Raw genomic sequence first — 21793 nt, 5'->3', positions numbered from 1 at the left:
CTATATGATTTTCACATCAGAATATATGTGATGGGTAACACCACAATCTAAAGGAGTGTTTACTCATGATCGTTTGCGCAGTAAATAACATTACAAAAACATATGGCGGAAATGCCATTTTTACAAACTTGAATTTTGAGATTCATGAAAAGGACCGTATCGGGCTCGTTGGCCGTAATGGGACAGGAAAGACGACCATTTTCAAGCTTATTTCAGGATTAGAACACTGCGACACCGGTGTCATTCATATCATGAAAGACGCTAAAATTGGCTATTTAGAGCAGATGCCAGAAACAGAAGCCGGAACAACCGTAATCGATTTGTTAAAAGCATCTTTTCGAGAGCTATCTGTCCTTGATCAAAACATTAGTTCACTCACAGAAAAGCTCAGCGACCCAGTCAATGCTGAAAGATTAGATAAGCTGCTGAACCGGCTTTACATCATGCAGGAAGAATTCAGGGAAAAAGGCGGATATGAGATTGAGTCAAAGATCAACGGTGTCCTAACCGGACTCGGACTCGCTTCTTTACGCAATGCTCAGTTCAGCAGTTTGAGCGGAGGAGAGAAAACAAAAGTCGGCCTAGCATCCATTCTATTGCAGGAACCGGACCTTCTTTTACTGGATGAACCGACGAATCACCTGGATTTAAGTACGATGAGCTGGCTAGAGGATCATCTTCAAAAGTTTAAAGGATCAGTAGTCATCATCTCGCATGACCGTTACTTTCTTGATAAAGTGTGCAACAAAATCCTTGATCTAGAAGACGGCGAACTAACGATGTACCACGGCAATTATACCAAGTATACAGAACTAAAAGAGGAGCAGCTGCTTCACGATTTCCATCAATACAAAGAACAGCAAAAAAAGATCAAGCAGATGAAGGAAGCGATAAAACGCTACCGCGATTGGGGAAACAGAGGCGGCAACGAAAAGTTTTACAAGAAAGCTTTTAGCATACAAAAAGCGCTTGACCGCATGGAAAAGCTCAGCAGGCCGGTGCTTGACCGAAAAAAAGCACAGCTTTCCTTTGAGGTTAACAACCGAAGCGGGAAAGATGTTGTTCAGATGAGGGGAGTAGCAAAATCGTATGGCAGCAGGCATCTTCTGAGAGGAATCGATCTTGATATATTTTTCGGAGATAAAGCTGCAATTGTCGGGGATAACGGAACAGGTAAGTCTTCACTCGTTAGAATTATGTTGGGTGAAGCGCCTGACAGCGGGAAAGTAAAGATCGGTTCAGCAGTTCATTTGGGATATTTAACGCAAAATGGACTTGAAGGATACGAAAAAGACACGGTAATATCTGCTTTCAGAGATCTCGTGCCGGTAGAAGAGGGCGAGGCACGCCATCTTTTAGCTAAGTATTTGTTTTACGGCAATGCTGTTTTTAAAAAAGTAGCAGACTTGAGCGGAGGAGAAAGAACGAGACTGAGATTTGCGCAGCTCGTCCATCAAAATTACAACCTGCTGATTCTTGATGAGCCAACAAATCATCTGGATATCGAATCAAGAGAAGTACTCGAAAGTGCGCTGCAGCAATTTAAAGGAACGCTGATTGCCGTATCTCATGACAGATACTTCTTAAATAAACTATTTACGAAAACAGCGGTATTAAATAACGGAATTCTTACTTCTTATCAAGGAAAATATGATGATATAAATGGTCTTAAGGATGAGTCATGTTAATTTTCACGTACCGTGTATGATTATGAAAATATAAATTAAAATATTTAACACGTATACATGAAGGCAGCAAAAAAGCGCAGTTGGACCTAGTCCAGATTGCGCTTTTTTATGTTCAATCTGTTTGATGGTTTCGTCTGCGAGCTTCTTCTGGTCCTTCTAATTGTGTTGCACCAGAATATTTCAAGCTTTGATCTCTGTCAGATTCAACTTTTTTAGATTCTCTGAGCTTCTTTTCCTGACGGTCTTTTCCCATTGTAACAGCTCCTTTCGATGCATCTATATTTTTTCACTAAAGTATTAAATTAATGCTTTTATCCTTCACAAAAAATTAAAAAGGAGATACACTACTAATAACCATTAATTCCGATAGGAAAGGTAGGTATAAAAGGTGGGATATCCTGCGAAATCCATTCCAAAGCCTCTCGTTCAGGCAAATCAAGCGTTTATTGTTCTTTCTGTCCTTTTATCATGGCTCTTACATCCTTTTTTGCTTGTTCTCCCTCTTTCAGCAGGGTTAATTAGTGTATTGTTTAAATATAATCCGATAATCGCATCAGTGAAGCCATTATTACGAAAGCCTGGCTCTGCTTATCAGCAAGAGGATTTTGATCAGCAGCAGTTTAATCAATGGATTGCTGTGATATGTTTAGTTTTCGCGGTCATTTTTTTCAGCATCGGATGGAATACTCTTGGTTATATATTTTCAGGTATGGTTTTTCTTGCGGCAGCTGTTGCCTTAACAGGCTTTTGTGTAGGCTGCTTTATCCGATTTCAATGGCAGCAATTTCAATACAAAAAAAGAAAGCATAAATCTGAACAAAAATCATATTGACTTTCAACAATCCGCTATATATAGTATTTCTTAACATTAATATCCAAAAGACAGTGAAGAGGATTAGTAAAATGTTATGATGCTATGTCAGAGAGGAAACCGCATGCTGAAAGGTTTCTTAGCAGCAGCATTTGAACCTGCCCTTGGAGTCCATTGCCGTTTAGGCACATGCGGAGCAATCTTGCTTCGTTAGCAATTAAAGTGTACAGCAAATTTGGCTGTAAATAAGGGTGGTACCACCAGGCCTCGGTCCCTTTATAGGGAACGGGGCCTTTTTGTGTTTTTTTAAAGATTGGAGGAATATTAGGATGGCAAAAGAAAAAAAGATGGTATCCGAAATCACAGCAATGGATGAAGATTTTGCACAGTGGTATACAACAGTGGTATACAGATGTTGTAAAAAAAGCAGATTTAGTTGACTATTCATCCGTAAGAGGTTCGATGATTATACGGCCGTATGGCTATGCGATCTGGGAAAACATTCAACAAGCTCTAGACCAAAAGATAAAAGAAACAGGACATGAAAACGTCTATCTGCCGCTATTTATTCCAGAAAGCCTCCTTCAAAAGGAAAAAGATCATATAGAAGGGTTTGCGCCTGAGGTGGCGTGGGTGACCCGCGGAGGCGAAGAAGAACTTGCTGAAAAGCTTTGTGTTCGCCCAACATCCGAAGTTTTATTTTGTGAGCACTATTCTAAGATCATCCATTCATACCGCGATCTGCCAAAGCTTTATAACCAATGGGGCAATGTAGTCCGGTGGGAGAAAACAACGAGGCCGTTCTTGCGTTCTCTCGAATTTCTTTGGCAGGAAGGCCACACGTGCCATGCGACTGAGGAAGAAGCACAAGAAGAAACACTTAAGATGCTTGATGTGTACGCATCGGTTTGCGAGGATTACCTTGCTGTTCCTGTACTGAAAGGGCAAAAGACGGAGAAGGAGAAATTTGCCGGTGCAAAAAGGACATATACGATCGAAAGCTTGATGCATGACGGTAAGGCACTGCAAACCGGTACATCGCACCATCTAGGCACCGGTTTTGCTGAAGCGTTCGGCATTCAGTTTACAGATAAGAACGGGAAAATGCAGCATGTTCACCAGACATCATGGGGCATCACGACTCGTCTTATCGGAGCACTAATCATGGTTCATGGCGATGACCGCGGTTTGGTCATTCCGCCTCGCATTGCACCAATACAGCTGCAGATCGTTCCTGTCGCACAGCATAAGGAGCGAGTGCTTGACACCGCATTTGAACTGAAAGAGAGCATGAAACATGTCTGCAGGACCTCCGTAGATGCGAGTGATAAGTCTCCAGGGTTCAAGTTTAATGAATGCGAAATGCGCGGCATCCCTTTGCGTCTTGAAATAGGTCCTAAAGATATTGAAAGAGGAGAAGCTGTCCTTGTTAGACGCGACTCAGGGTTGAAAGAAAGTGTTCCATTTGGCAAACTGGAATCTGTCATACCAGAAATGCTTGAAGACATACAGCTTTCACTTTTAGAAAAAGCGAAGTCTCATCGTGAAAGTAAAACAGATACGGTAACTTCGTTAGAGGAGATGGCCACATCACTCGCTGAAAAACCTGGTTTTAAAAAGGCGATGTGGTGTGGTAAAAAGGAATGCGAAGATGTGATTAAAGAAAAAACAGGTGCAACTTCTCGCTGCATTCCATTTGAACAAACAAGAGCAGGAGAGAACTGTGTCTGCTGCAATGAAAAAGCAGACCAGCTTGTTTATTGGGCGAAGGCTTATTGAGCTTCTTAATGATATAAATAAAAAAAGGCCGGCTCATAAAACCGCTTTTGCGGTTATGAAGCCGGTCTTTTGTTAAAGTCAAATTAGAACAGAATTTTTGCCCATGGATCGCAGCATTTTTTGTAATGCTTTTTGCAGCATTCTTTCTTGTGCTTTTTCTTTTTGCAAACGCACTCGTATTCTACTTCTTTCTTACAAGTAAACTTTTTGTAAGATGAGCTTTCGCATTTTTTTTCGTAAGACATTAAACTGTCACCTCGTAAATTTCTTTCCCTCAGCGGGTTACTACATTATATGAAGCGAAAGAGCAGAAGCTTGGACATAAATCACGGTTCCCACAAAAATGGGCAGCTGTATGTATGAAGAGAGGGACTGCTTACCTACCTATGCTGGTCAGTCCCTTGATTGATTTGCAGTGCCTTCACTTGTCTTTGAAGCTCCAATATCTGTTTTTTCATTTCATCCGTATCAGTAGAAGAGTCTCGATTGTTTTCAATGTCCTGTCTAAATTGAATCATCCCGCCGATCAACGCTAAACTATCTCCTATAACTGTGAAAACAGCGCCGATAATAGCAAGTATCGTGCCATAATTCGTTTCATATTCCTCTGGTGAGAGTGTGTTGTTTGAATCATACGGGCTGTATTGATTATATGGGCTGATCGAACTCTGCTGCTCAATAGCCGAAAGAATTCCCCCTGATACTCGTTTCTCCAAAATAATCTCCCCCAAGGTTCAAACATTTCTATTCATATTATATGGGTGTTGATGAATTTCGTGTTTTCACACCCTATTTAAAATATTGTAATTTTCCGAAGATGAGGTAAAATGAATAATTACTGGAAGGGGGTTTCCATAAAATGAAATTATTTAAAGAAACAGTACTGCATTTTAAGCCTTATTGGAAAGGCTTGCTTCTTGCACTCATTTTTGCACTTGCAGGCGGGGGTTTTACAATTATACCGCCTATACTTGCAGGAAAGCTTGTGGACACAATTATACCGATGCAAATGACGGATACGATGATTTGGATCGTAGCAGGCGTGATAGCCGCCTTCTTTCTGAAAGTGATGTTTGAAGGTCTGCAGGAGTTTATTCAGGTGAGGATTGGCCTTGATGTAATCACGGATATGCAAATGAGAGCCTTTAAACGGCTGCACCGTACCCCGATGTCTTTTTTTGCTACAACACCAAGGGGAGATATGCTTTTTAGACTAACACACGATGTAGAGTCGGTTCAGAACCTTAATAATACAGTAGTGCCAAGGTTTATTCAGCAGCTTGTAGGTGCAATTGCTGCATTTGCAGCCGTCTTTTCTCTTTTTTGGCCCGCTGCTCTTGTTATGTTTGCAGTTTTCGCGATATATCTGATCCCTTCATTCAAGCTTGGCACTACTGTCAGAAAGCTAGGTGCTGTGCAGCGTGACATGAGCGCTGATATGTACCACCACCTGCAGGAAAGCATCGAATCTGTCAGGCTTATCCGCACTTTTCAGACAATGGATAAGGAGATTGAGCAGCAGACTCAAAAGCTCTCTGCGTGGAAAAAACTTTCTATAAAAGCCGCTCTGATCGGGAAAGTGAATTATCGACTTGGAAATTTGTTTAATATTGCCACTCCTGGCGTTGTCATGCTGATCGGCGGCTGGGCGGTCTGGGAAAAAGAAATCACCGCTGGAACACTTATCGCTGTTCTTGCACTTATCCCGACTATGTTTCTTCCTGTCAGATCTCTTGCCGAGAATGCATTAACGATTCAGCAAGCCATTCCTGCTCTCATAAGGATTTATGAGTATTTTGATCTTCATGAGGAACATAAGGAAGATCTGCCGGAAATCGGAAAAGTGAAAGGAGATATACAACTTAACGACATCTGGTTCAAGTATCCTGGTGCGGAAGAATACGTATTAAAAGGCGTCACGCTCAGTATAAAAGAAGGACAGCATGTCGGCATTGTCGGTGCAAGTGGAGGAGGTAAGAGCACACTCATCCAAATCCTGCTAGGTTTATATGAACCTGAAGCGGGCTCTGTACATATTGACGGAAAAGACCTTTACTCATACAATCGAAACTCGTTCCGCCAGCAGGTAGGTGTCGTATCTCAGGAAACTTTTCTATTAAACAGCACACTTCGTAAAAATTTACTATATGGAAGACAGGATGCTGCAGAACATGAGCTGCAGTCTGCTTGTGAGGCAGCGGGTCTCTCTGAGCTGATTACGTCATTAAACGAAGGCTACGAAACCATTGTTGGTGAGCGGGGGCTTAAACTTTCAGGCGGACAGCGTCAGCGTGTAGCACTGGCTCGTGCAATTTTAAGGCACCCGCCCGTTCTTATATTTGATGAAGCAACATCTTCTCTTGACGGTGAAACAGAAGAGCGGGTGCAAGCTTCACTTCAAGAATTAATACCAGGCAGAACAACGATAACAATTGCTCACCGGCTTGTCACGGTGAAGGATGCCGATTTAATCGTTTTACTTGATAAAGGGACAGTAGCTGAACTGGGGACACATGAACAGCTTCTTGAGAAAAAAGGAAAGTATCATGAACTGTATATGGCACAATATAGTGAACTGGAAAAGGAGAGAGCGATATGAACGCGAGCGAAACGAAAAAAAGCCGGGATGGCCGCAGAGTCCTCTCTTTCTTAAAACCTCACAGCAAATGGGTATATGCAGATTCGTTCGTCATAGCAGTCAGCCAGGTGTTTTCTGCATTGATCCCGACATTGGCACTAGGATGGCTCGTTGACCATATTCTTCCTAACCATTCTAACAATCTCTTATGGGGTCTTATGTGGCTTTTAATTGCAGCTGCTATTCTTGATTTGACACTGATGGTCATCGATGAGTATTTTTGTCATCATGTTGCCAAGTCCGTAACAAATTGGCAGAAGCTAAGACTTTTCAGCCATTTGCACATCTTGCCTTTCTCGTTCTTCCACAATTCACAGTCAGGAGAGCTCCTTGCACGGGTATCTGATGATCCTGATACGCTCCACAACTTCCTTGCTTGGGAAGGTTCAACTTTCATGGCTGCTGTTCAGGGAGTTGTAATATACAGCGCAGTACTGTTTTGGATTCATCCTTATTTAATGATTACAAGTTTTGTACTTGGCGTTATTTTTTACTGGTCTTCAAATGTAGTAGGTTCGAAAATGAGGCAGGCATCAACAAATGCCAGAAAAGAAGCCTCAAGATATCTGGAAAGGCTGCGTGAGTCCGTCACTGGCATCCATCTCTCCAGGGTGCTGGGTGTTGCTGACAGCGAGGTTGAAAGTGTTATTGATATCCGGCAGTCATTTGTAAAAGAAGCACAGCTTGAATTAAAAGCAAGAATGAAGTCAGTAGTTGTTATCGGAAGCTATAATGGAATCGCCTTAGCCTCTGTTTATGGCATCAGTGCTGTTTTGATATGGAACAAAGGATTGACCACTGGGGAGATGCTCACTGCGGCAGGACTTGTTACGATCTGCGCCAGCGAACTGCAGCGAATGCTGCGCAACTGGCTTTCTGTCAGAAGAACAGGACCAGCGCTAGACAGGTCAGAAGTACTTTTGGCTGAAGCACCAAGTGCCGCAGAAAAGTCTGAAGGCTATATTCCGGACCATGCAGCTGGAACTTTGGAATTTCAAGGAACAGTATTTGCTTATCCAGGAAAACAGGGAAATGTCCTGTCAGGATTATCGTTTGCCGTCAATACAGGAGAAGCTGTTGCATTAGTGGGTCCTAGCGGATCTGGCAAATCTACAGTTGTTGACTTGCTTTTAAGACTTTATGAACCATCAGGTGGGACCATTAATATTGACGGGATGAACATTCAAAAGATCAGCACGAGCTGGCTCAGGTCGCAATTTGCAATCGTTTCACAGGATGTGCAGCTGAGAAACGGTTCGCTGCGGGAAAACCTGCAGATCGGAAACGATAAAGCAAGTGATGACGTACTGATCGATGCGCTAAGAGACAGTGGTCTAGGTGAATATTTTGACAGCCTTGCCAACGGCTTGGATACACCTGTAGGGGAGAGAGGGAGTCTGCTCTCTGGCGGCCAGAAGCAGCGATTGTCACTTGCACGTGCTCTTATTAAAGACGCACCGATCCTTGTTCTCGACGAAGCCTCATCAGCACTTGATCCGATCACCGAAACTCTCGTCAATGAAGCGATCGCAAAACGACGTGGAAAGCAGAGTGTCATCATTATCTCGCACCGCTTATCCACAGTTTTATCAGCAGACAGAATCGTGGTGATTGAAAACGGAAGAGTAGTTGAAAGCGGCTTGCATGATTCATTGCTGGAACAAAACGGCGTTTATGCCAGGCTGTTCAAACGAGAAGCATATCTTGGACACAGTACATTGTCAGAAACCTAAAATGAAAAAAACAGCCTATAGGGCTGTTTTTTCATTTTCCCTTTCTTTAAGATATCTGTCTTTTAAGAACCTTATCATGAATCTTTGTGAGAATGATAAGTGTTAACAGGCTGCCGGCAAGTGCAAGGGACATATCCCATTGAGAATCCCAAAGATCTCCCTGCATGCCTTGAAAATCTTCTGCGGAACGCCCAAGTATTTTTGCTGCGATAAATTCAATAATTTCATAACATGCAGCAACAGTCATGACTAAGCTTAATGAGAGAATCTGGAGCCAGGCCCCTTTATTCAATGATGTTTCTTTTAAAAGAACTTCCCTAAAAACGATAATAAGCAATCCTTTAAGAAAATGGCCAAATCGGTCATAAGGGTTTCTTTTCCAGCCGAACACTTCTTTTAAATCTGTGAACCATGGCACGTTGTCATAAGTAAAGTGACCGCCGATAAACGTTATGATAATCAGCATCGTGATAATAGTGTAGCTGAGCCAAGTCAATTTCAGTTTTTTGTAGTAAAGAATACCGATAAATATTAAGGTAAAAGCTCCAGGGGCTACTTCGAGCATCCAAGTAAAATAATCAGCAGGCTTTATAGCTGACCAGACAAAGACACCTGCTATTAAAGATAGAAGAAACAGGAGATATTTTTTCAAAGAAATCACCCTTTCACCATCAGTATCACGTGAAAATCAGTTCCTTATACCGAACTCGTGTTTTTACTTTGGATTTACAGGGAACGAAGAAGTTAAGCAATCAATATACCGAGGTGATGGGAAATGAAAGCCGTTAAGAGAAATCAAGAAATATTATCTGACCGTTTTGAGATAGCATTTAACCAGATACACAAATGTTTGATCGACGAACTTGGAGGAAAAGGAGAGGACCGATTCAAGTTTCTGCTGGATATTGGAAGCAGCAAGCACTCGCTTGTCCGCTCTTTTTACGATGAATTATGCCAGTTTGCAAAACTGCGGAATGCTATCGTGCACGAAAAGACAGACCACGGATATTACATAGCCGAACCTCACCTTGATATTGTGGAAAGGGCAGAACAGATCGCTGCATACTTTATGAAGCCTGAGCATGCATTGAGCATCGCAACAAAAGCGGTCATGATTTTTGAAGAAAACGATACACTGCGGCGTGTACTTGAGTGTATTAAAAAGCATGATTATACCCGGTTTCCGATCTATAACACAAAAGGCGAGTATCAATGGCTTCTAACTGCCTCAGACATCTTAAACTGGATGACAAAGCAGCTGAACGATAATGTTATTAATTTGGATGACGCACGGATAAAAGACTTGAAGATAAAAAATAAGAAGCAAAAACAAGTGGAGTTTATCAGCAAGTCATCGAGTATCTTTAAAGCAGAAGAAATATTTGAAAAGTATCATAATGATAATAAAAAATTAGAAGCGATTATTGTAACTTTGAACGGCAAAAGCGACGAAAAGCCGCTGGGCATAATTACGTCTTACAATTTGATAGAAATTGAATATTAAATTATTAAGGGGGTCCGGTACATTTACAAAACAAAGGTGTAATACCCTATGTTTTTGTAAATGTGTACCGGACCCCATAATTCTGGAGGAGCAGTCATGGCGTTTGATTATACGTTAGATTTTGAGAACACGGATTTCCGTAAGAACCCTGAAAAGTACAAAGTGGGAAGAGGGGAACAAGGTGTTCTTCTCGTGGAACCATATAAAAGTGAGATTCTGCCTCATTGGCGTTTTAAGACTCCAGAGATTGCCAAAGAGTCATCAGAAAAAATATATGAGATGTTTTTAGATTATAAAAAGAATGAAGATTTCGTTGGGATGGATATGGCGAGGAAATTTCTGCAGATGGGTTACACGAGAGCGCGAAGGTATGCTAACTATAAAGGCGGACGCAAGTATAAAGAGAATGGCAATATTCATGAAAGACAGATTGATAGGGAAAAGGCAGAATCCGCCGATATTTTCATGGCCAAATGGAAGAAGGCAAGAGAAGATAAAGATTACCTTCTCTTGAAGAAGGATCATCAAAAGAAATACGGATAACCCTGGAAGCTTTATTTAATAAACGGTGAGGGAAATCTGCTATTGGTCAAAAACATTGAGATTCCGATTGTCCGGCAGATGCTGAAATAGTGAAGCAGCATAAGCAGGACAGAACCAGCGTTGATTCCGATAATAATACCGTTCATCTGCAGGCTGCTGTTAGAACCAAGAACAAACATAATCCCAAACGATAAGACAGTAGCCCATACGGATTGGTAAAATGCAGCTTTTATCAAACCAAGACCGATTAAATATGCTTGCAGAGGTACGAGAAAGAAAGTGAATAAGAATGCCGGCCACAAGAGCTTCACATATTCACCAGCAGAAGAAGAGTGAAAGAACAGCTCTGTCAGCGGGTCTGAAAAATAGTACGCGATAAAAGCGGATGGAACGCCATAACAGAATGTAATGAACATCGCCTGGCGCAGCAGAGCGGCCAGTTTATGTGTGTCTCTCTTAGCATAAGCTTCAGAAACCGTCGGGATTAGGACGACGAGCAGCGCATGAGCGATAAAGCCAGGGAAAAAACCGACTGTCATAGCTACACCAGCCAGAATTCCAAACTGTCCGGTTGCGTCTGCAGCTGATATTCCTGAGCTCATAAGTGCATATTTGATTAGAAATGGCTGAAAAGCGTTCGTTACTGCATGAAAAAGACGGAGAGCTGTAGCGGGACCGGATACAGCAGCTAAGCTGACGGTCACGTCTTTTAAAGAAATATCTTGGCTGGGTATTTTTCTCATTTTGTTGTATTGAAGTACATAATGGGTGAACAAGTATAAAAAAACCACTACTTCTGATCCGATAAGCGTTGCTATTGCCACCAGTATTGCTGTTTCCTGGCTGAACGAAAACAGCTGATAAACACCAGTGAGAAGAATGAGCTGAACTATTTTTCTGGCAAGATTAGAAAAGGCTATTTTGCCCATCTGCTGTTTTCCCATAAAATAGCCTCGTGCGATCGAAGTAAATGAAATAACAGGAATCAGCAGAACGACCAGCCACCTGACCAGCGGATGATACGTATTGAACACACCTAAAAATGGCAGCACCACCAAGGAAAGAAGAAGCAATGCTGCTGTACAGCAAACGGTAAGAAACAATGCATGTTTAAGCATACTATAATGCTCATTTTCCTCCCTTTCAGCAACATACTTTGAAACGGAAATCGGAAGCTCGAGACTGGCGATGATTACAATAAGGAAGATGGTCGGCAGAATGGACATAAAGTGACCGAGTCCATGTTCGCCAAGCTCCTTAGCAAGCACCATGTTTGTAATAAATTCAAGGCTCTCACCTGCAAGTGATGCAAGGGCGAGAAGGAATACTCCTCTATAAAACAGTTTCACAAAGGCTCACCTCAACGTTTGTCTTCTTTTCATATGTATGACCGGTTTATAAGGACAAGAACGTCATGAGAAGTAATCGTCGAGGAGGATAACTGAAGGGATAAAGTACTGTATAGCAATTGAAAGAAGCGGCCAAATATTTTATGAAGAACGATATCTTTTCACGAAACCCCTTGATTGAAAGCTTAAAAACTAAAAAAACCATCCTGACACCTCCAAATTAGGTGTATGGGATGGCCATTTCCATTCAGTGTGAGAGCTTTTCAATCTCTTTATCTATTTTTTGATGGATTGCGTTAATGATATTAAAGTCCATAGCCTCTGCATAAATCCCTTCAAGCTGATCATGCATGACTTTTGCTTCCGTTAAAAACGATATAGCTTCTTTCATTTTAGATGAATAGCGGTTTCTGACATCTTCAAGTTCTGCTGCGAACTTTTCATCAGTTCCCGGCGTAATAGTTGCTTCATACATGTCCAGTATCGTGTCTCCATCACGCTCAGGCTCATATTCATGAGGTGCAGTGCTGTCAAATACCGCGATCTCAAGCTCTCTTACAATCACCATATCAAGACTGTGCGGATCAAAACCGCAATGATATATTTCTGTATCATATCCGTATTCCTCTGCTTTAGATGAAAGTTTCTTAAGAAGAGTCGACTTTCCTGAACCAGGGCGGCCTTTAATAAAAATACGCTGCTTCACATCCTCTGTCAGGTTTGGAACAAAATCGACAGCGCCTTTAGGTGTAGCAGCTCCCAGAAAACGATGGTAGACAGCTGGTTTTTTATCCTGCTTTTTTTTGAAGTAGGTGTTGATCAATTTTTCACACACTTCATCTGCTTTTTTATAATCCATATTTTCGATATAGAATTTTTCCCATTCATCATGAATAAGCAGTGCTTCAAAAAACGATTGGTATGATGATTTATAACAGGATTTGATTTTATCATTTAATGAAAGGATATCATCTTTCTTTTGTGCGAGGGTGGAAGAGTTCCATGCTTCACCTAGATTGACATATTCCTCGACCGCACCTGGTGCAGCCGGTTCAATGACATGCGGAGAAGTCCCATCAACGATTCCTATTTTTAAATCACGAATGATAACACCATCAATTGATTCGTTATCTGAAGCACAGTGAATGTATTCAACATCATATCCATCGTCGTTCCATTTACTCCCGATTGTTTTCATCATTGTAGACTTGCCTGTTCCAGGGCCGCCTTTAAGGATAAACAGCCGCTCTAAGCCAGAGAGATTTGATTCAAACAAGTTATGAAAGCCTCTGGCTGTGTTTCCGCCGGCATAGTAATTTCTTGTTTTCCCGCCCATTTCTAGACACTCCTTCCAAAAAGAAAGTGAAATGCTCTCGATAGTTTATGCATGACTCCCGGATAGGTGAAGGCCTACAAAGAAGGATTTTCTGCTGTTTTATCTAATATGTAAAAGACAGAAGGATGTGAGCTTCATATGACAAAAATAGCGGTTGCGGTGCTGCATGGTATCGGAAGGCAGGACGAACATTTTTCCGAACTCTTCTCTCAAAACCTGACGGAACAATTTTCTCGATATCTTTCTGCCGATACAAAAAAACCCGAAAAAGAGGTCGTCATCCAGCCGATTTACTGGGGCAGTGTTTTCCAAGAAAAAGAAGAGGATATTTGGCGTCTTTTGTCTGCTTCAGGGAACTTACATTACGCTGAATTAAGACAGTTTGTTATTCATTTTCTAGGAGATGCAATTGCATACCAGCCATCAGGGCAACATAATCAAAACTACGAAAAAGTCCATCAAGTGTTCGCTGACGGATTAAGGCTGCTTAGTGAAGCCGCGGGAGAGAAAGCCCCTCTTTATATTATTGCTCATAGCCTTGGGACCATCATCACAAGCAACTATTTTTATGACCTGCAATCTATTCCGGACCGAATTCCAATTTCTGTGCAGAAAACGATGAAAACGACCCCTCTAGAAAATGGGAGTACATTGGCAGGCTTTTTCTCTCTTGGAAGCCCGCTCGCATTGTGGAGTCTGCGCTACAGCGACTTTGACAGTCCGATCAGCGTTCCATCTCCTAAGCTAAGTGCTTATCATCCTGAACTTTCCGGAAAATGGATAAACATTTATGACAAAGACGATGTGTTTGGATTTCCTTTAAAGCCAATCAGCGAAGGCTACAATCATGCGGTCGAAGCAGACATGGAAATCAATACTGGAAGCTGGCCAGCCAGTTTGACACCACTGTCGCATATGCATTATTTTACGTCTGAGAAGATTACTGACATTATCGCAAAAACGTTAGCAGCGGCCTGGAGAACCGTCAATCTTTAGGTATTATCATGGAAAAGTGTATAATGAGTAAGCACAAATAGAAAGGATGAGTAATGTGAACATTACAAGACATGATTTTGAACAGTTAAAAGATCCGACAGGTATTTTAAGCGGAGAGCGGTACGAATTTGTCATTCATTTTGAAGTGGAAGAAGATGACGAGCTTTTCAGTGAAAACGGATTGTACATAAAGCTCATCTTTGCCGTTGAGGGTGAAGAGACGCGTATTGCTCAATACCAGCTTTTTGAAAACATAACGAATAAACAGCTTGATTTCGAACTTGAAGACGAAGAACTTCAGACTTTTCATGATTTTTGCAGACAAAATGTTCAGTAAGAGCCATCCAGGCTCTTTTTTCTTGCCTGAATAGCTACCATCGTCAATAACTGAGAATATATTGTAGTAACCTACTAAAGACTGGCGGCGTTCAAATGGATGATGCTTGGAAAGAGATAACAGGTGCTGTCATTGCGGCCATAGGGACAATTATTTCCGCGATCGGCAGCACTCCTTTCCCATTTTTGACAGAGAATCTGCAGAATTCATTAAACTTGATCGGCAACGTCCTGCAGGCAACTGGAAACGCACTTGGAGCTGATGGACAAGAAACTCCATCACTCGGAAAGCTGGGAAACGAGCTGCAATCAGCCGGCAACGTGGAGGTTATCGCTTCCATCGTTCTTCCCATAAGTTCAGAAGGGTCTCAACGGCTCAACATAATGGGTAATTTCACTCAAGCATTCGGGGGACTTGTCGCAATAGCTGATGAGGTGGAAGACGATAGTGAAGAAGACCAGTATTTAAACATCGTCGGAAACATATTGCAGGCTGCGGGTAATTCCCTGCAGGCTATCGGTGGAATATATGAGCTGCAAAAAGGGGAAGGATCTGGCCAATCTTTAACTGTAGCAGGCAGCTGGATACAGGCGGCAGGTTCTGTTATTTCAGCACAAGGACAGATACAAGAAGAATGGAATGACCGTTTGCAATTATTGATCTAAGGAAAAAGGCGCGGCATAAAAATTGCAGCGCCTTTTTATCCTTTTACAGCAAAAACATCGCTACAATGGTTGTGACGAATAATCCGATTGTGACGGGAAGCAGGTTCCGTCTTGCAAGTTCAAACGGATCGACTCCGCAAATAGCCGCAGCAGGAATAAGAGCCCATGGAACGAGAGTCCCGCCGCCGACCCAGATTGCAGCGATTTGTCCTAATGCCGTCAATGTCGCAGCACCCGCCCCTATTGCTGAAGCAAACAAGGAGGCGACAGAACCAGCAAGAGAAATACCTGAGAATCCTGAACCATCTAGACCAGTAATAGCTCCAACTGCAGTTAGAGTTATGGCAGCGACTTCTTTAGACATCGGTACGACAGCTGCAAGCGCTACTCCTAGGTCGTTGACGATGCCATGAGAATCTTTTGGAAGGTAATCCCCGATGATTTTTCCGAAACCCGAATCTCCAAGATAAAAAAATGCTGCAATCGGAATGACTGGACCGAACACTCGAAACCCAAAAGTAAATCCTTCTATTAGATAGCTTGTGGTTTTTTCAAGTCCCTTGCTGCCATGGCTTGCCATCGTAATGAGAAGTAAGATGAAGACTGATGTACCCCCGATTAACGCCGTTGCATCTCCGCCTTGGAGATTAAACTTATACATAGCTGCCACATCAAGAGCAAACAAGACGGGTATGAGCAGCGCAAAAATCCGTTTCTTTCCCATAGATAACATTTGTTTTTGCTCTGTTTGCTGCTCTTCAGGCGGTTCAGCCGTAATACCAGTCGTATGAGTGAGATTTCCGCTCTTTAAATCACGCCGCATAAAATAAAAGGCTGTTACTGTCGTTACCACGCCCATTACGATGACAAGCGGAATGCTCGCGCTTATTACATCACCTACTGGAATTCCTGCTGCATCTGCTGTAAGTTTTGGAGCACCTTGTATAATAAAATCACCTGATAAGGCGATGCCATGTCCGAATAGGTTCATAGCCATCGCCACTCCAAGCGCCGGAAGACCTGCTCTAATGGCTACGGGAAGCAATACAGCACCGAGCAGAGCGACTGCAGGCGAAGGCCAAAAGAACCATGAGATCACCATCATTAAAATACCAATCGTCCAATATGCAAGCGCCGGAGATCGGATAAGCCTCGCAAATGGAGAGATCATCACATCATTGATACCCGAAGCTGTAAGCGTCCTGCTCATCGCAACGATTATAGAAATAACGAGAATGGTGGATAGCAGTTCGGTGATGGCAAAAATAAAACTATTGAAAATGCTGCTGACAGATGAGCTGATGGAACCCGTAGCTGTGATAGCAATAAGAAAGATACCAAGAATGCACAAAAGTGTCGTATCCCTTCTCATTACCATAAATCCGATAATACCTGCAATAAACAATACATAAATCCAATGCAGCGCTGTGAGTTCAACGCCCATCACATTTTCTCTCCCTTCAAATTCTGTATCATTCCGCTTAGGCATTTATCCTAAATCAGATGTAATACAGGTTATGTAAATAAGGTAAAGTGGTGAGGTGTTTATTGTAAGCAGTATAAAGGAAGGATATATAATAGCTGTCAATCACCTTTCATGGATTTAACAGAAGAAAAGAGGATAAAATGGAAAGAAAATATGGGACGCACAGTGAACTTAAAAATGTAAAAAAGAAAAAATATGCACAAACCTTTTTAGAAAGTGACGATTTCAATGGATACGTGACCTTAGTTAAAATCGACCAGGTAACGGAACCATTGTTTAAGCAATGCGGGAAAGAGGAGATTTGTGTCATTGATGAAGGATATATGGTGCTTCAGCATTTTCCGCTGAAAAAAAACCATTCCGTCACAACAATGTTTAATTCTAAAGGCGAAATCGTTCAATGGTATATTGATATCGTCCGTGAGAATGGAATTGAAAACGATATTCCATGGATGGATGATTTATATTTAGATATTGTTGCCCTTCCATCAGGCGAAGTGATACGCCTTGATGCCGACGAGCTTGAAGAAGCATACCGCACCGAAAAAATTACGAAGCAGCAATATGATTTAGCTTGGGAAGAATCGGATAATGTCTACAAAATGGTCACGGACGGAAAATTCCCATTAATCAAGCTTTCAAATGCTCATAAGAAGCTTTTAGAAGGAAAACTTAGTGAGAAATAAAATACTTCTAATTTTTCAATGCATTAAAATGAGGACCGGCTTAAATGCCGGTCCTCATTTTAATGAAACCATGTTACGTGTCTTTTGGTATAATCAGAAATCACCTTTCAATTGCACTTTCAACTTTATATAGCTCTAAATCGATCTCCAGTTTTTCTCCAAGTGCCAGTTTTGCGAGCTCAGATCCTAAAAAAGGTCCCATCGTAAGACCAGAGGCGCCAAGGCCGTTTGCAAGCAGAATGCCCTTCCATCCTGGAATTTCTCCAATGACAGGCAAAAACCCGGGTGTGAAGGGACGGAAGCCGACACGCATTTCAACGAAACTGCTGTTATGCAGACCAGGACATGTATCAAGCGCCTTATTCATCACTTCTTGAATACCTCCAGAAGTGACTCTCGTATCATATCCGGAGATATCATTTTCATGTGTAGCTCCTGCAACAATCTCTCCATTATCAAAAGCTAAGATATACTGGTCACTTGGCGGCATTACTACAGGCCATTTCTTAGTATCGGCTGCTGGCAAATACATATGTGCAATCTGAGCTTTCTGGTAGGTTACATTAAGTGAAACAATTGGCTTAACGAGCTCAGCAGCCCAGGCTCCTGCACAAACGATTACACAGTCAGCTTCAAGCCTCTGATTTCTTGTCTTTACACCTGTAACCTTTCCTTTTTCAAACAGCAGTGCAGCATCACTGCTGATAATTTCAGCTCCTAATGATTGAGCAGCTTGCAGTAAAGCATCTCTCAAAGCTCTTCCGTTCACACGTGCCGCTCCGCTCACATGTACAGCTGCATATTGATCGTGAAGAAGAGGAAAAAGAGCCTTCGTTTCTTCCTTGGTCAGAATCGAGATTTCTCCCATTTCAGGAGCATCATCTTTGCGTTTCAATGCCCGTTCATACATCTTCTGCAATTTTTCAAGTGATTGATGAAGGCTGATTGCGCCAACTTTAGCATAGCCCGTTTCCGTTTGACCTTCGCGCTCAAGCTCTGCAATGAGCTTCGGATAGTACCGCGCACCATTTTTGACGAGCTCATACCAAGCTTTGTTACGGCGCTGCGAAATCCAAGGGCAGATAATTCCTGCTGCGGCATCGGTCGCCTGCCCAGCGTCATGACGGTCCACAACCATTACATCGGCACCGCTTTTTGCGAGATGATAGGCTGCGGACGCACCGAGAATCCCAGCACCGACTATAATAAACTTTTTCATGTTCAGCATCCTTTTTTTGCTTGTAGCATTCTCACTATTTATTATACCCTGATATAAAAGATAACGTAAAACAAGCAACAGATGAGGTGGACTGCCATGAAGGAGCTAGTAGGAAATTGCTGGATATGCGGAAAAGAGGTCTTCTGCCTTGACGGTTTTTTGAACGGAGTTGCAGAAAACGGAAAAGTTTGCTGTTTCAATTGCAGCAAAGAAATGAAAGAAAACGAATAGAAGTCATTGGAGCAATAGTTTTGGTAATGTATAATAGTCAAGTGAAGAAGATGGATATTGTTCAGAAAGTGAGTGGAAATAATGGGCCGTAAGTGGAACAACATTAAAGAGAAAAAGGCTTCAAAGGACGCCAACACTAGCCGGATTTACGCAAAATTTGGGCGCGAGCTTTATGTAGCAGCTAAGCAGGGCGATCCTGATCCTGAAACGAATCAGCAGCTGAGAATGGTAATTGAGCGTGCAAAAACTTACAGCGTGCCAAGAACGATCATAGACCGTGCTATTGAAAAGGCAAAGGGTGGATCAGAGGAAATATACGATGAGCTGCGTTACGAAGGTTTCGGGCCGAACGGGTCCATGCTCATTATTGATGCACTGACTAATAATGTAAACCGTACTGTTGCAGAAGTACGCGCTGCTTTTAAAAAGAACGGCGGAAATCTCGGTGTGAGCGGTTCTGTCTCGTTTATGTTTGATGCGACAGCAGTCTTCGGCGTTGAAGAAAAATCAGCCGATGAAGTGCTCGAACTTCTTATGGAAGCGGATCTTGATGTGCGTGACGTGATAGAAGAAGAAGATTCCGTGATCGTATATGCTGAACCTGACCAGTTCCATGCTGTTCAAGAGGCATTTAAAGAAGCTGGAATCACTGACTTTACTGTTGCTGAGCTTACCATGCTCGCACAAAGTGAAATAAACCTGCCGGAAGATGCACAGTTGCAGTTTGAAAAGCTGATCGATGCGCTAGAAGATCTTGAGGATGTTCAGCAAGTGTACCATAACGTTGATTTAGGAGAATAACTATTTTGAGACCTCCCTCTAGAACGGGGAAGGTCTCTTTTAGAATCAGCGATACTTTTTATAAAAGTGACTTAGTGTGAGCAATGGCCATACATGCGGATAGCTGTGGTAAAAGACATAAAAATTACCTGGCAGACCCGCTCCAGCAGGGTAAGTTTGGCTAAATGCTGTCTCACTTGAAGATTTTAATAAATATTCCATTCCCAAATTTATTTCTTTAGTCGGATACGAATAAACCGATATAAGCGCATCAAGTGCCCAAGCGGTCTGTGTTATGGTACTGCGTGACAAGGGAACGTATTGTTTCATCTCGTCACTAAGACAGGATTCTCCCCATCCTCCATCAACATTCTGTCTCTCCAGCAGCCACTTTGCCGCCTTTCTTATACACCGTTCTTCTAATGGTACTCCAACTGCGGCCATTCCTGTAACAGCTGCCCAAGTCCCATAAATGTAACAAACTCCCCACCTGCCATACCAGCTCCCATCCATGTTCTGTTTCCGCCGCAGCCAAGATACAGCTCTCTCGACGGAAGGGAAGTTACAGTCCATCCTCTCAAAACTGCCTAAATATTCGAGAGTCCGTCCAGTCAGGTCAGCGGTAGACGGGTCAGTCAGTGCATCGCCCGCATTTTCAATCGGCAGCAGCTTCAGCCATTTTTTATTTGTGTTCTTTTCAAACGCTGCCCATCCGCCATCGCTGTTCTGCATGGATAACAGCCATTCTTTCCCCTTTAAATACGTATTATAACAATGTTTTCCATTTAATGAATAGCATTTCATCGTTCTCAAAGCGGCCTGTGTATCATCGACATCAGGGTGAATGCTGTTGCTGCTGGAAAAACCCCATCCTCCTGGCTCAGCATAGGAATTATGAATCTCCCAATCGCCATATTTAGTATGTTGTTTTCGCATGATATAATCATAGGATTTGATCATTACAGGATGGTTTAACGGAATACCTGCAGAAAGAAGTGCATAAGTGACGAGGGAAGTATCCCATACAGTAGAAGGAGAATTTTGAATATGAACTCCATTTGGTGTAACGAACTTTAGAGAATAGAGCCCGTTGACCGCTCGCTTAATGATGGGTGATTCCTTTCTATAGCCGATTGACATGAGTCCATAAATCATGAGAAAGGTAGTGCTTGCATAGCTTAAAAGAGTCCCATCACGTTCGATGCGGGCCAGAATATATTCTTTGAAAAATTCATCTTCTGCTGACATTTGCGTTTCTGTCTTAACTAAACGATCAAGTTCCACCTCGTCCCAGAACGAAGTCATCTTATCATCGTTTTTTAAGTGTGATAAATTTGGAGTCCATTTGCTCGTTAAGCTGAACTTGCGAGACATAGCTAGAAAGGCTGGAGAAAAGTGTGACCTTGCATAGCTGCTGAAATCATAAAAGCTAATATTAACTGCACGGAAAAGGCGAAAGAGCATGGATGTATTTATCTCTTGTTCTGGCCATGGATAGAGTCCATTGCATGCAAAAAACACTTTTGAAAGCAGCCCGGCACTCTTCAGTCCGCCATTTTTTTTGATAAATTGACTTGCTTTTTGCATCAACGGGGAATCTTTCTGGACCTTTCCTGAATATAGCAAGGCTATATAGGCCTCAATAGTGGATGTTAAATGCCCAGATCGCTGATCAGGATAAACCTTCCACGTTCCATCCGTTTCCTGCATGCACATGAGCCTGTCTGCAAGAAGGGAGATGAAATTTTCATCTTCATAATCTAATGTACGCAGCAAAATGATCATGTAAGCATCTGTCATTAAAGAATTCTCAAAACAAAACTTCCAAGACCCATCTTCATCCTGCAAGTTCATCAAATGTCTGCAGCGTTTATATATTTCGGGTACAACAGAATCGAACCAATCCATATGCAATTCCTCCTTGAAAAAGAACAGCAATATAGTTTATGGCACTTGACAGCTCGTTGCTAATTTATAATTGGGGAACCTTTTTCATACACGTTCGTAAGTAA

21 protein-coding genes and 1 other annotated feature are annotated in these 21793 nt (G+C 42.3%); of the genes, 13 read left to right on the top strand and 8 right to left on the bottom strand.

The genetic code is table 11. The features are described from left to right. Nucleotides 1–65: 65 nt before the first annotated feature. Nucleotides 66–1688 carry a ribosomal protection-like ABC-F family protein gene (gene abc-f / locus CGZ90_RS01725; RefSeq protein WP_094250606.1) on the top strand — a complete coding sequence of 541 codons (1623 nt, stop codon included), beginning with the start codon at nt 66–68 and terminating at the stop codon, nt 1686–1688. 112 nt (nt 1689–1800) lie between these two features. On the opposite strand, the gene CGZ90_RS01720 is transcribed toward abc-f, so the two are convergent. Next, nucleotides 1801–1941: a YpzI family protein gene (locus CGZ90_RS01720; RefSeq protein ID WP_094250605.1), complete on the bottom strand. Its 141-nt coding sequence runs from the start codon at nt 1939–1941 to the stop codon at nt 1801–1803. Between the two features lie 135 nt (nt 1942–2076). On the opposite strand from CGZ90_RS01720, the gene CGZ90_RS01715 reads away from it, so the two are divergent. Both CGZ90_RS01715 and proS read left to right on the top strand, forming a co-directional pair. Beyond that, complete coding sequence (locus tag CGZ90_RS01715; protein WP_094250604.1) at nt 2077–2520, top strand: DUF4395 domain-containing protein; 444 nt, start codon at nt 2077–2079, stop codon at nt 2518–2520. Nucleotides 2521–2564: 44 nt separating this feature from the next. Beyond that, nucleotides 2565–2778: a binding site (T-box leader), on the top strand. A gap of 102 nt (nt 2779–2880) precedes the next feature. Then, nucleotides 2881–4278, top strand: a complete 1398-nt coding sequence (gene proS, locus CGZ90_RS01710; RefSeq protein WP_379675152.1) for a proline--tRNA ligase — start codon at nt 2881–2883, stop codon at nt 4276–4278. Nucleotides 4279–4658: 380 nt separating this feature from the next. Here the strand turns inward: proS and CGZ90_RS01705 are convergent, their stop codons facing one another. Continuing rightward, complete coding sequence (locus CGZ90_RS01705) at nt 4659–4994, bottom strand: hypothetical protein (protein ID WP_094250603.1); 336 nt, start codon at nt 4992–4994, stop codon at nt 4659–4661. Nucleotides 4995–5137: 143 nt separating this feature from the next. On the opposite strand from CGZ90_RS01705, the gene CGZ90_RS01700 reads away from it, so the two are divergent. Both CGZ90_RS01700 and CGZ90_RS01695 read left to right on the top strand, forming a co-directional pair. Further along, nucleotides 5138–6877 (top strand): ABC transporter ATP-binding protein, encoded by a 1740-nt coding sequence (locus tag CGZ90_RS01700; RefSeq protein WP_094250602.1) that lies wholly within the window; start codon nt 5138–5140, stop codon nt 6875–6877. Then, nucleotides 6874–8649 carry an ABC transporter ATP-binding protein gene (locus CGZ90_RS01695; protein ID WP_094250601.1) on the top strand — a complete coding sequence of 592 codons (1776 nt, stop codon included), beginning with the start codon at nt 6874–6876 and terminating at the stop codon, nt 8647–8649. The genes CGZ90_RS01700 and CGZ90_RS01695 overlap by 4 nt, the downstream gene beginning before the upstream one ends. Before the next feature lie 46 nt (nt 8650–8695). On the opposite strand, the gene CGZ90_RS01690 is transcribed toward CGZ90_RS01695, so the two are convergent. After that, nucleotides 8696–9301, bottom strand: coding sequence for a DUF2238 domain-containing protein (locus CGZ90_RS01690; protein WP_240515323.1), 606 nt, complete (start codon nt 9299–9301; stop codon nt 8696–8698). A 123-nt stretch (nt 9302–9424) separates the two neighbouring features. On the opposite strand from CGZ90_RS01690, the gene CGZ90_RS01685 reads away from it, so the two are divergent. Together CGZ90_RS01685 and CGZ90_RS01680 are read left to right on the top strand one after the other, a co-directional pair. Beyond that, nucleotides 9425–10153, top strand: coding sequence for a CBS domain-containing protein (locus tag CGZ90_RS01685; protein WP_094250600.1), 729 nt, complete (start codon nt 9425–9427; stop codon nt 10151–10153). Nucleotides 10154–10249: 96 nt separating this feature from the next. Further along, complete coding sequence (locus tag CGZ90_RS01680) at nt 10250–10696, top strand: DUF4385 domain-containing protein (protein ID WP_094250599.1); 447 nt, start codon at nt 10250–10252, stop codon at nt 10694–10696. Nucleotides 10697–10707: 11 nt separating this feature from the next. On the opposite strand, the gene CGZ90_RS01675 is transcribed toward CGZ90_RS01680, so the two are convergent. Then, complete coding sequence (locus tag CGZ90_RS01675) at nt 10708–12045, bottom strand: polysaccharide biosynthesis protein (RefSeq protein ID WP_094250598.1); 1338 nt, start codon at nt 12043–12045, stop codon at nt 10708–10710. Nucleotides 12046–12292: 247 nt separating this feature from the next. After that, complete coding sequence (locus CGZ90_RS01670; protein ID WP_094250597.1) at nt 12293–13381, bottom strand: PRK06851 family protein; 1089 nt, start codon at nt 13379–13381, stop codon at nt 12293–12295. 138 nt (nt 13382–13519) lie between these two features. On the opposite strand from CGZ90_RS01670, the gene CGZ90_RS01665 reads away from it, so the two are divergent. From CGZ90_RS01665 to CGZ90_RS01655, 3 genes are all read left to right on the top strand, one after another. Further along, complete coding sequence (locus CGZ90_RS01665) at nt 13520–14377, top strand: hypothetical protein (protein ID WP_094250596.1); 858 nt, start codon at nt 13520–13522, stop codon at nt 14375–14377. 46 nt (nt 14378–14423) lie between these two features. Beyond that, nucleotides 14424–14714, top strand: coding sequence for a DUF6509 family protein (locus CGZ90_RS01660; protein ID WP_094250595.1), 291 nt, complete (start codon nt 14424–14426; stop codon nt 14712–14714). 95 nt (nt 14715–14809) lie between these two features. Further along, entirely contained in the window at nt 14810–15379 is a 570-nt protein-coding gene (locus CGZ90_RS01655) for a DUF6944 family repetitive protein (protein WP_094250594.1), read from the top strand. A gap of 43 nt (nt 15380–15422) precedes the next feature. Here the strand turns inward: CGZ90_RS01655 and CGZ90_RS01650 are convergent, their stop codons facing one another. After that, complete coding sequence (locus CGZ90_RS01650; RefSeq protein ID WP_094250593.1) at nt 15423–16823, bottom strand: hypothetical protein; 1401 nt, start codon at nt 16821–16823, stop codon at nt 15423–15425. A 182-nt stretch (nt 16824–17005) separates the two neighbouring features. Here CGZ90_RS01650 and CGZ90_RS01645 point away from each other — a divergent pair, with 182 nt between their 5' ends. Next, entirely contained in the window at nt 17006–17551 is a 546-nt protein-coding gene (locus CGZ90_RS01645; protein WP_094250592.1) for a ribonuclease FAU-1 family protein, read from the top strand. Between the two features lie 100 nt (nt 17552–17651). Here the strand turns inward: CGZ90_RS01645 and CGZ90_RS01640 are convergent, their stop codons facing one another. Next, nucleotides 17652–18770, bottom strand: coding sequence for an NAD(P)/FAD-dependent oxidoreductase (locus CGZ90_RS01640; protein ID WP_094250591.1), 1119 nt, complete (start codon nt 18768–18770; stop codon nt 17652–17654). Nucleotides 18771–18866: 96 nt separating this feature from the next. Here CGZ90_RS01640 and CGZ90_RS21195 point away from each other — a divergent pair, with 96 nt between their 5' ends. Both CGZ90_RS21195 and CGZ90_RS01635 read left to right on the top strand, forming a co-directional pair. Then, entirely contained in the window at nt 18867–19001 is a 135-nt protein-coding gene (locus tag CGZ90_RS21195) for a hypothetical protein (protein ID WP_276206743.1), read from the top strand. 81 nt (nt 19002–19082) lie between these two features. Further along, nucleotides 19083–19802 carry a YebC/PmpR family DNA-binding transcriptional regulator gene (locus CGZ90_RS01635; RefSeq protein ID WP_094250590.1) on the top strand — a complete coding sequence of 240 codons (720 nt, stop codon included), beginning with the start codon at nt 19083–19085 and terminating at the stop codon, nt 19800–19802. 45 nt (nt 19803–19847) lie between these two features. Here the strand turns inward: CGZ90_RS01635 and CGZ90_RS01630 are convergent, their stop codons facing one another. After that, nucleotides 19848–21689 (bottom strand): terpene cyclase/mutase family protein, encoded by a 1842-nt coding sequence (locus tag CGZ90_RS01630; protein ID WP_094250589.1) that lies wholly within the window; start codon nt 21687–21689, stop codon nt 19848–19850. Nucleotides 21690–21793: the final 104 nt, after the last annotated feature.

The organism is Fictibacillus aquaticus, assembly GCF_002245695.1.
Classification (GTDB): domain Bacteria; phylum Bacillota; class Bacilli; order Bacillales; family Fictibacillaceae; genus Fictibacillus; species Fictibacillus aquaticus.
The sequence above is the reverse complement of the archived record's forward strand: the minus strand, read 5'-3'. Positions and strand labels throughout refer to the sequence as shown.

Excerpts from the sequence above, each read along its gene's own strand:
- CGZ90_RS01670 (WP_094250597.1), bottom strand. The coding sequence starts at position 13,381 with ATGGGCGGGAAAACAAGAAATTACTATGCCGGCGGAAACACAGCCAGA.
- CGZ90_RS01630 (WP_094250589.1), bottom strand. The coding sequence starts at position 21,689 with ATGGATTGGTTCGATTCTGTTGTACCCGAAATATATAAACGCTGCAGA.
- CGZ90_RS01650 (WP_094250593.1), bottom strand. The coding sequence starts at position 16,823 with ATGGGCGTTGAACTCACAGCGCTGCATTGGATTTATGTATTGTTTATT.
- CGZ90_RS01660 (WP_094250595.1), top strand. The coding sequence starts at position 14,424 with ATGAGTAATGTGAACATTACAAGACATGATTTTGAACAGTTAAAAGAT.
- CGZ90_RS01700 (WP_094250602.1), top strand. The coding sequence starts at position 5,138 with ATGAAATTATTTAAAGAAACAGTACTGCATTTTAAGCCTTATTGGAAA.
- abc-f (WP_094250606.1), top strand. The coding sequence starts at position 66 with ATGATCGTTTGCGCAGTAAATAACATTACAAAAACATATGGCGGAAAT.
- CGZ90_RS01720 (WP_094250605.1), bottom strand. The coding sequence starts at position 1,941 with ATGGGAAAAGACCGTCAGGAAAAGAAGCTCAGAGAATCTAAAAAAGTT.
- CGZ90_RS01640 (WP_094250591.1), bottom strand. The coding sequence starts at position 18,770 with ATGAAAAAGTTTATTATAGTCGGTGCTGGGATTCTCGGTGCGTCCGCA.
- CGZ90_RS01645 (WP_094250592.1), top strand. The coding sequence starts at position 17,006 with ATGGAAAGAAAATATGGGACGCACAGTGAACTTAAAAATGTAAAAAAG.
- CGZ90_RS01680 (WP_094250599.1), top strand. The coding sequence starts at position 10,250 with ATGGCGTTTGATTATACGTTAGATTTTGAGAACACGGATTTCCGTAAG.
- CGZ90_RS01665 (WP_094250596.1), top strand. The coding sequence starts at position 13,520 with ATGACAAAAATAGCGGTTGCGGTGCTGCATGGTATCGGAAGGCAGGAC.
- CGZ90_RS21195 (WP_276206743.1), top strand. The coding sequence starts at position 18,867 with ATGAAGGAGCTAGTAGGAAATTGCTGGATATGCGGAAAAGAGGTCTTC.
- CGZ90_RS01635 (WP_094250590.1), top strand. The coding sequence starts at position 19,083 with ATGGGCCGTAAGTGGAACAACATTAAAGAGAAAAAGGCTTCAAAGGAC.
- CGZ90_RS01695 (WP_094250601.1), top strand. The coding sequence starts at position 6,874 with ATGAACGCGAGCGAAACGAAAAAAAGCCGGGATGGCCGCAGAGTCCTC.
- CGZ90_RS01685 (WP_094250600.1), top strand. The coding sequence starts at position 9,425 with ATGAAAGCCGTTAAGAGAAATCAAGAAATATTATCTGACCGTTTTGAG.
- CGZ90_RS01655 (WP_094250594.1), top strand. The coding sequence starts at position 14,810 with ATGGATGATGCTTGGAAAGAGATAACAGGTGCTGTCATTGCGGCCATA.